This window comes from Arthrobacter sp. 05L45_2, assembly GCF_056397525.1.
Genome location: NZ_JBFTNO010000147.1, coordinates 1 through 7,961 on the forward strand (window position 1 = coordinate 1; position 7,961 = coordinate 7,961).

Here is a 7,961-nt window from a genome sequence, read left to right on the forward strand (position 1 = left end):
TCCCTGCGTAACTGGACAGGCGATGCATAACCACCCGGCCGGACGAGCCGGGCGGCACCGGGCCCGTGCCGCGGACTCATCCTGAACCTACCCGCTGGGAGCGGCTGAAATCAATGGATCCGAAATCGATGGACCTGAAATCAATGTTTGGGGACCAGCCCGACGTCGGACGGCCGGCTGGCCTCCCGCCGTCGCCGCCCGTTTGCCAGAAATGGCCGCAAAGCCGAGGCTATAGCGGCCATTCCTGGCAAACGGTGTACTGCTGCGTCGCGTCTAAGAGTCGCGGAGTCCGTCGAGGGTCCGCTGGGCCGCGTCCCGGAGTTCGGCGGCGCGCGGTCCGGCGCCGAGAATGTCCCGGCTCGAGGTGCCCAGAACCTGCCCGTACGCGTTGCCGAAGGTGCGCCGCAAATCGGCCGCCGTGGCGCCCTGCGCCCCCAATCCGGGGGCGAGGATCGGGCCGCGCACAGCCGCAAGGTCCAGACCAAGGTCCTGTAGGGCTGAGCCGACGGTTGCGCCGACCACAAGGCCCACGGACCCCAGTTCACCTGCTTCAGCGGTGTAGCGCTGGTTTTCGACGGCGGCGGCCCGGGTGATCCGGCGTGCGACGGAGTCGTCCCCGCCGACGTGCTGCACGGAGGCGCCTTCCGGGTTGGAGGTCAGCGCCAGGACAAACACTCCGCGGCCGCTCTCTGCCGCGAGGTCCAGGGCCGGCCGCAGGGATTCGAACCCCAGATAAGGGCTCAGGGTGACCGAGTCCGCCGCGAGGGCCGAGCCGTCGCGCAGCCAGGCGTCCGCGTACGCTGCCATGGTGGAGCCGATGTCGCCGCGCTTGGCGTCCGCAATGGTCAGCACACCGGAGTCAGCCGCAGCGGCGAGGGTGCGTTCCAGCACCGCCATCCCGGCCGACCCGTGACGCTCGTACAGCGCCACCTGCGGTTTTACCGCGGCAGCGAGGGATCCCACGGCCTCCAGTACTGTCAGCGAAAAGCGCTCCAGCCCGGCGGCGTCGTCGTTCAGGCCCCAGTGCTGCAGCAGCGACGGATGCGGGTCGATGCCCACGCAGAGCGGGCCGCGCTGGGCCATGGCCCGCCCGAGCCGGGAGCCAAAGGACTCCCGGCCGGTGCGGCCGCCGGTACCGGCGGCCTCAGGCATGCTGGGACACCGTACCGGCAGCCTGCGCGACCCGTTCCTCGGCGTCGCGTTTCTGCGACTCGGCGAGGGCGCTGGCGTGTTCCTGYAGGCTGGTGACGGACCATTCGTAGGTCCGCATGGCCTCGATGGCCTGGACGGCCGCGTTGAACTCGGCCACGGTGGTGATGCAGGGAATGCCGATCGAAGTGGCGGCGGCACGGATTTCGTAGCCGTCACCGCGGGCCTCGCCGCCGGACGGGGTGTTGAAGACCATGTCGATCTCGCCGGCGACGATGAGGTCGGCGATGGTGCCCTCCCCCTCGGCACTGGAGCCCTCGGCGACCTTGCGGACCGTGGTGGCCTGCAGGCCGTTGCGGCGCAGCACGTCGGCGGTGCCGCCGGTGGAGACGATCTCGAACCCGAGGTCCGAGAGCCGCTTGAYGGCCATGATGACGGCGCGCTTGTCCCGGTTGGCGACGGACACGAAGACCTTGCCTTCGGTGGGCAGTGCGTTGTTCGCCGCGGCCTGGCTCTTGGCGAACGCCGTGTCGAAGTGCTTGTCGATGCCCATAACCTCGCCGGTGGACCGCATCTCCGGCCCCAGCAGGGAGTCAACAACCTTGCCCTCAAGGGTGCGGAAGCGGCTGAACGGCAGGACAGCCTCCTTGACCGCCACCGGTGCGTCCAGCGGCAGCGTGGAGCCGTCACCGGTTTCCGGCAGCATCTTGTAGGCGGTGCGGAGCTGGTTGACGGTCACGCCGGTGCCGATCAGCGCGGCAGCCTTGGCCATCTGCACGCCCGTGGCCTTGGAGACGAACGGGACGGTGCGGGAGGCACGCGGGTTGGCTTCAAGGACGTAGAGCACGTCGGAGGCGAGGGCGAACTGGATGTTGATCAGGCCCCGGACGCCCACCCCCTCGGCGATGGCGCGGGTGGCGGTCCGGACCCGGTCCACCACGTTGTTGCCTAGGGTGATCGGCGGCAGCACGCAGGCCGAGTCGCCGGAGTGGATGCCGGCTTCCTCGATGTGCTCCATGATTCCGCCGAGGTACATGTCCTTGCCGTCGAAGAGGGCGTCGACGTCGATCTCCACGGCGTCCTCAAGGAAGCGGTCGATCAGGACCGGGTGGTCCGGGGTGATCTCGGTGGCGTTGGCAATGTAGCGGGAGAGGTTGGGTTCGTCGTAGACGATCTCCATGCCGCGGCCGCCCAGCACGTAGGACGGGCGGACCAGCACCGGGTAGCCGATTTCGTCGGCGATCTTCTTGGCGTCCTCGAAGGACACAGCGGTGCCGTTCTTCGGGGAGACCAGGCCGGCCTCGTCCAGCACCCGGGAGAAGGCGCCGCGGTGTTCGGCGAGGTCGATGGCTTCCGGGGACGTGCCGAGGATCGGCACTCCGGCGTCGGCGAGCTGCTGCGCCAGCTTGAGCGGGGTCTGGCCGCCGAGCTGGACGAACACACCCATCACGCCGCCGGTGCGTTCCTCCGCCGCGATGACCTCGAGGACGTCTTCAAGGGTCAGCGGTTCGAAGTAGAGCCGGGTGGAGACGTCGTAGTCCGTGGACACGGTCTCCGGGTTGCAGTTGACCATCACGGTCTCGTAGCCGGCCTTGCGCAGCGCCATCGAGGCGTGCACGCAGGAGTAGTCGAACTCGATGCCCTGGCCGATCCGGTTGGGACCGGATCCGAGGATGATGATCGACGGCTTGGAGTGCAGGGCCACCTCATCCTCCTCGTCGTAGGACGAGTAGTGGTACGGGGTGTACGCGGCGAACTCGGCCGCGCACGTGTCGACGGTTTTGTAGACGGGGCGGATGCCCAGGGCCTGCCGGACGCCGCGGACGACGTCCTCGGAGTTGTGCGTCAGGGCACCAATCTGGGCGTCGGAGAACCCGTGCCGCTTGGCCCGCTGCAGCATCTCCTGCGTCAGGGCGGTGGAGCGGCGGATTTCCTGGGAGATCTCGTTCAGCAGCTGGAGCTGGTCCAGGTACCAGGGGTCGATCTTGGTCGCCTCGAACAGCTGCTCCACGGTGGCGCCGCCGAGCAGGGCGCGCTGGACCTGGTGCAGGCGTTCGGTGCTGGGCCGTTTGGCCTTCTCAATCAGCTCGGGGACTTCCCATTCGGGGACGGGACCGAAGTCCAGCTGGGAGCCCTTCTGCTCCAGCGACCGCAGGGCCTTCTGCAGGGCCTCGGTGAAGTTCCTGCCCATCGCCATGGCCTCGCCCACCGACTTCATGGTGGTGGTGAGGGTGGAATCGGCGGCCGGGAACTTCTCGAACGCGAACCGCGGGACCTTGACCACGACGTAGTCGAGGGTCGGCTCGAAGGACGCCGGGGTCTTCTGCGTGATGTCGTTCGGGATCTCGTCCAGCGTGTAGCCGAGCGAGAGCTTGGTGGCGATCTTGGCGATCGCGAAGCCGGTGGCCTTGGAGGCCAGCGCGGAGGAGCGGGAGACGCGGGGGTTCATCTCGATGACCACAACGCGGCCGGTGTCCGGCTCGACGGCGAACTGGATGTTGCAGCCGCCGGTGTCGACGCCGACTTCGCGGATGACGGCGATGGAGATGTCGCGCAGCCGCTGGTATTCGCGGTCCGTCAGGGTCAGGGCCGGGGCGACCGTGATGGAGTCGCCGGTGTGGACGCCGACGGGGTCGAAGTTCTCGATGGAGCAGACCACCACGACGTTGTCGTTCTTGTCCCGCATCATCTCGAGCTCGTACTCCTTCCAGCCAAGGATGCTCTCTTCGAGCAATACCTCGGACGTGGGGCTGTACTGCAGGCCCTGGCCGACGATCCGGCGGAGGTCGCCCTCGTTGTAGGCCAGGCCGGAGCCGAGCCCGCCCATGGTGAAGGAGGGGCGGACCACCATCGGGTAGCCCAGGTCCTCGGCCGCCGTAAGGGCCTCGTCCATGCTGTGGATGATGTGGCTGCGGGCGGATTCGGCACCGCAGCGCTCCACCACGCCCTTGAACTTCTCGCGGTCCTCGCCGAGCTCGATCGCCGCGATGTTGGCGCCGATCAGCTCGACGTTGTACTTCTCCAGCACACCGTTTTTGTCGAGGGCGATCGCCGTGTTCAGCGCGGTCTGGCCGCCCAGGGTGGGCAGGATCGCGTCGGGGCGTTCCTTGGCGATGATCTTCTCTACCACCTCCGGGGTGATCGGTTCGATGTAGGTGGCGTCGGCGAACTCCGGGTCGGTCATGATGGTGGCCGGGTTCGAGTTGACGAGGATGACCCGCAGGCCTTCCTCCTTGAGGACGCGCAGTGCCTGGGTGCCGGAGTAGTCGAATTCGGCGGCCTGGCCGATGACGATCGGGCCGGAACCGATGACCAGGACGCTCTTAAGGTCAGTTCTCTTGGGCATTACTTCTTGTCCTCAGTGTTGGATTCGGTGGCAGTCTGTGTCTCGCCGGCAGGCTTCTTGGTCTCCCCCATGAGGGCGATGAAGCGGTCGAAGAGGTAGGCGGCGTCGTGCGGGCCGGAGGCAGCCTCGGGGTGGTACTGGACCGAGAAGGCCGGGATGTCGAGGCAGTACAGGCCCTCGACGACGTCGTCGTTGAGGCTGACGTGGCTGACTTCCACCCGGCCGAAGCGTTCTTCCGGCGCCTGGGTGGCGCCCTCCAGCGGGGCGTCGACGGCGAAGCCGTGGTTCTGCGAGGTGATTTCGACCTTGCCGGTGCGGCGGTCCATCACGGGCTGGTTGATGCCGCGGTGGCCGTAACGGAGCTTGTAGGTTCCAAAGCCAAGGGCGCGGCCCAGGATCTGGTTGCCGAAGCAGATTCCGAAGTACGGAAGCTTGGCGTCCAGGACGGAGCGGAGCAGGGTGACCTGGCTGTCGGCGGTGGCGGGGTCGCCGGGGCCGTTGGACATAAACACACCGTCGGGGTTGACCGCGGTGACGTCCTCGAGGGTCGCCGTGGCCGGCAGGACGTGGACCCGGACGCCGCGTTCGGCGAAGCGGATGGGGGTCATGCGCTTGATGCCGAGGTCGATCGCGGCGATGCTGAACAGCGGCTCGCCTTCCCAGCCCCAGTCGGCGGGCTCCACCGTGTAGGCCTCGTCGACGCTGACTTCCTCGGCGAGCCGTGAGCCTTCCATCGGCGCGCTGGCCAGGACGGCCTCCACGAGTTCCTTGTCGCTGGCGGCTGCCGCGTCGCCGGAGAAGATGCCGGCGCGCATGGTCTTGTGTTCACGCAGGTGCCGGGTGATGGCGCGGGTGTCGACGCCYTGGATCCCGATGATGCCCTGCTCCGTGAGTTCCTCGTCCAGGCTGCGTTCCGAGCGCCAGTTGGAGGGGCGGCGGGCGGCGTCGCGGACAATGTAGCCTGCCACCCAGATGCGGCGGGACTCGGCGTCGTCCTTATTCACGCCGGTGTTGCCGATGTGCGGTGCGGTCTGCACCACCAGCTGCCGGGCGTAGGACGGGTCGGTGATGGTTTCCTGGTAGCCGGTCATGCCGGTCGCGAACACGGCCTCGCCCAGTGCGGTGCCGGTGGCGCCGTAGCTGCTGCCGCGGAAAATCCGCCCGTCTTCGAGCACCAGCACGGCGAGGGCCGGTGCTGCCGGCGCCCCGTTGGTGGCCGCCGCTGCGGCTGTCTCTGACACTTCTTCTGTCACTGYGTTGGATTCCGTCACGTTGTTACTTTCCACTATCGGCGTCTGCCTGGGGGGCAGCGGAGATCAAATCTTGAAGGGTGGCCAGGAGCAGGACCTTGTCCTCGGCCCGGCGGGTGCGGAAACCGGTGTCCAGCTCGCGCGGCCCGAGCCGCCAGCTGAGTACCAGGAGTCCGTCTTTCTCGACGAATTTGCCGGCCATGCCGCTCTCCTGCCGAACGCCGGTGAGTGCGGCGGCCGGGATGAAAAGGGGCACGGCCCCGGATCGGTCGAACAGCACCCCGCCGGGGTGGACGCTGAGCTCGGCGTTGGTGCGGATCCCGAGCTGGTGCACGGCGATCCGGTCCAGCCAGTCGCCGGCCGTGGTGGAGGCAACATACTGGCCGGCAGCGGACGCCAGCGGCGCACCGGGTTCGTCCGGGACGGGGGGCAGGGGCTCGACGTCGGCCTGGCGGCGCAGGCGGTTGCGCCAGCCGACAGCGATCAGCGCGATGACCACCGCCGCGACGGCGAGCATCAGCAGCCCGGGGAGCAGCCTGTCCATCAGTTGCGGCCCGCCGGTGCGGCGTCGACGGCGTCGGCCGGCCACCGGTAGGGGGTGTTGAGCTGGCCGTCGAGGACGGTGGGGTGGCCTTTGAAGAACGTGGCCACTACCCGGCCGGGAAGTTCCCGGCCCGCGAACGGAGAGTTACGGCCCATGGTTGCCATCTTAGAAGGGTCCACGGTCCAGCGTGCAGCCGGGTCCACGAGTATGACGTTCCCGGGTTCGCCGGTCTCCAGCGGCCTGCCCTGGTCCTCGAGCCGGCCGATGGCTGCCGGTGTGGTGGAGGTAACGCGTGCAAAGTCGTCCCAGCCCATGAGCCCGGTCTCGATCATGGTGTGCTGCACCACGGAGAGCGCCGTTTCGAGGCCCGTCATGCCCATGGCGGCCTGGGCCCACTCGCATTCCTTGTGCTCRCTCGGGTGCGGTGCGTGGTCGGTGCCGATGACGTCGATCGTGCCGTCAGCCAGTGCGGCCCGCAGTGCCTGGACATCCGCGTCGGTGCGCAGCGGCGGGTTGACCTTGTAGACGGGGTCATAGCTGCGGACCAGTTCGTCGGTGAGCCAGAGGTGGTGCGGTGTGACCTCGGCCGTGACGTTGATGCCGCGGGACTTGGCCCAGCGGACAATTTCGACCGACCCCGCGGTGGACACGTGGCAGACGTGCAGCCGTGAGCCGACGTGCTGGGCGAGCAGCACGTCGCGGGCGATGATGCTTTCCTCGGCGACGGCGGGCCAGCCGGTGAGGCCCAGCACGGCCGAGACGTCGCCTTCGTTCATCTGCGCGCCGGCGGTGAGCCGGGGTTCCTGTGCGTGCTGCGCGACCACGCCGTCGAACGCTTTGACGTATTCGAGGGCACGGCGCATCAGGACGGGGTCGCTGACGCAGATCCCGTCGTCGGAGAACACCCGGACCCTGGCCCGCGAGTCGGCCATGGCGCCGAGCTCGGCGAGCTGTTGGCCGGCCAGGCCGACCGTGACGGCGCCGACGGGCCGGACGTCCACCCAGCCGGCGGTGCGGCCCAGGGTCAGGACCTGTTCGACGACGCCGGCGGTGTCCGCCACCGGGGTGCTGTTGGCCATCGCGTGCACGGCGGTGTAGCCGCCCAGGGCCGCTGCGCGGGTGCCGGTTTCGACCGTCTCGGCGTCCTCGCGGCCGGGTTCGCGCAGATGGGTGTGGATGTCCACCATGCCCGGCAGCGCGATGAGACCGGCGCCGTCGATGACGGTGGCGCCCTTGGCCGCTTCTGGGTCCGTGTCCAGGTTGGGGCCGCGGCCGGCGATGACGCCGTCGCGGATCAGCAGGTCCTCAGCGGCGCCGCCGAGAATCGAGGCTCCGCGGATGAGGTAGGCGCCGGCGCTGCCTGCGTCCTGGTGTTGTGATGCCATCAGTGGCTCTCCTTGGAGTAGGCGGCGGTGGGGGTGGCTGGCTCGCGGGAGTCCCCGGAGAGCAGCAGGTAGAGGGCGGCCATGCGGATGGACACGCCGTTGCGCACCTGTGCCAGGACGGTGGAACGGGGCGAGTCGGCGGCGGATGAGGAAATTTCGAGYCCGCGGTTCATCGGGCCGGGGTGCATGATGATGGTGTCCTTCAGGCCCAGGCGGTCCAGGGCACGGAGGCGGTTGTCGTCAAAGCCCCAGCGGCGGGAGTATTCGCGGGTGGACGGGAAGAAGGA

At 68.6% G+C, this 7,961-nt stretch carries 5 protein-coding genes and 1 pseudogene; all 6 read right to left on the reverse strand.

From position 1 onward, the window contains the following. Window positions 1-273: 273 nt before the first annotated feature. A complete protein-coding gene (pyrF, locus tag AC1DHD_RS11605) occupies window positions 274-1,152 on the reverse strand; it encodes an orotidine-5'-phosphate decarboxylase (protein ID WP_476879861.1) in 879 nt (292 codons plus the stop codon). Beyond that, on the reverse strand, window positions 1,145-4,495 hold the full coding sequence (gene carB, locus AC1DHD_RS11610) for a carbamoyl-phosphate synthase large subunit (RefSeq protein WP_476879862.1): 3,351 nt from the start codon (window positions 4,493-4,495) through the stop codon (window positions 1,145-1,147). The genes pyrF and carB overlap by 8 nt, the downstream gene beginning before the upstream one ends. Beyond that, complete coding sequence (carA, locus tag AC1DHD_RS11615) at window positions 4,495-5,736, reverse strand: glutamine-hydrolyzing carbamoyl-phosphate synthase small subunit (RefSeq protein ID WP_476879863.1); 1,242 nt, start codon at window positions 5,734-5,736, stop codon at window positions 4,495-4,497. The genes carB and carA overlap by 1 nt, the downstream gene beginning before the upstream one ends. A 34-nt stretch (window positions 5,737-5,770) precedes the next feature. Next, entirely contained in the window at window positions 5,771-6,289 is a 519-nt protein-coding gene (locus tag AC1DHD_RS11620) for a PH-like domain-containing protein (protein ID WP_476879864.1), read from the reverse strand. Beyond that, window positions 6,289-7,674 (reverse strand): dihydroorotase, encoded by a 1,386-nt coding sequence (locus AC1DHD_RS11625; RefSeq protein WP_476879865.1) that lies wholly within the window; start codon window positions 7,672-7,674, stop codon window positions 6,289-6,291. Before AC1DHD_RS11625 ends, AC1DHD_RS11620 begins: the two co-directional genes overlap by 1 nt. Continuing rightward, window positions 7,674-7,961: pseudogene (locus tag AC1DHD_RS11630) on the reverse strand (aspartate carbamoyltransferase); the annotation flags it as partial. The gene AC1DHD_RS11625 and the pseudogene AC1DHD_RS11630, both read right to left, overlap by 1 nt.

Bases quoted from the DNA above. Each gene is read 5' to 3' on its own strand.
- pyrF (WP_476879861.1), bottom strand. From the start codon at position 1,152: ATGCCTGAGGCCGCCGGTACCGGCGGCCGCACCGGCCGGGAGTCCTTT.
- AC1DHD_RS11620 (WP_476879864.1), bottom strand. From the start codon at position 6,289: ATGGACAGGCTGCTCCCCGGGCTGCTGATGCTCGCCGTCGCGGCGGTG.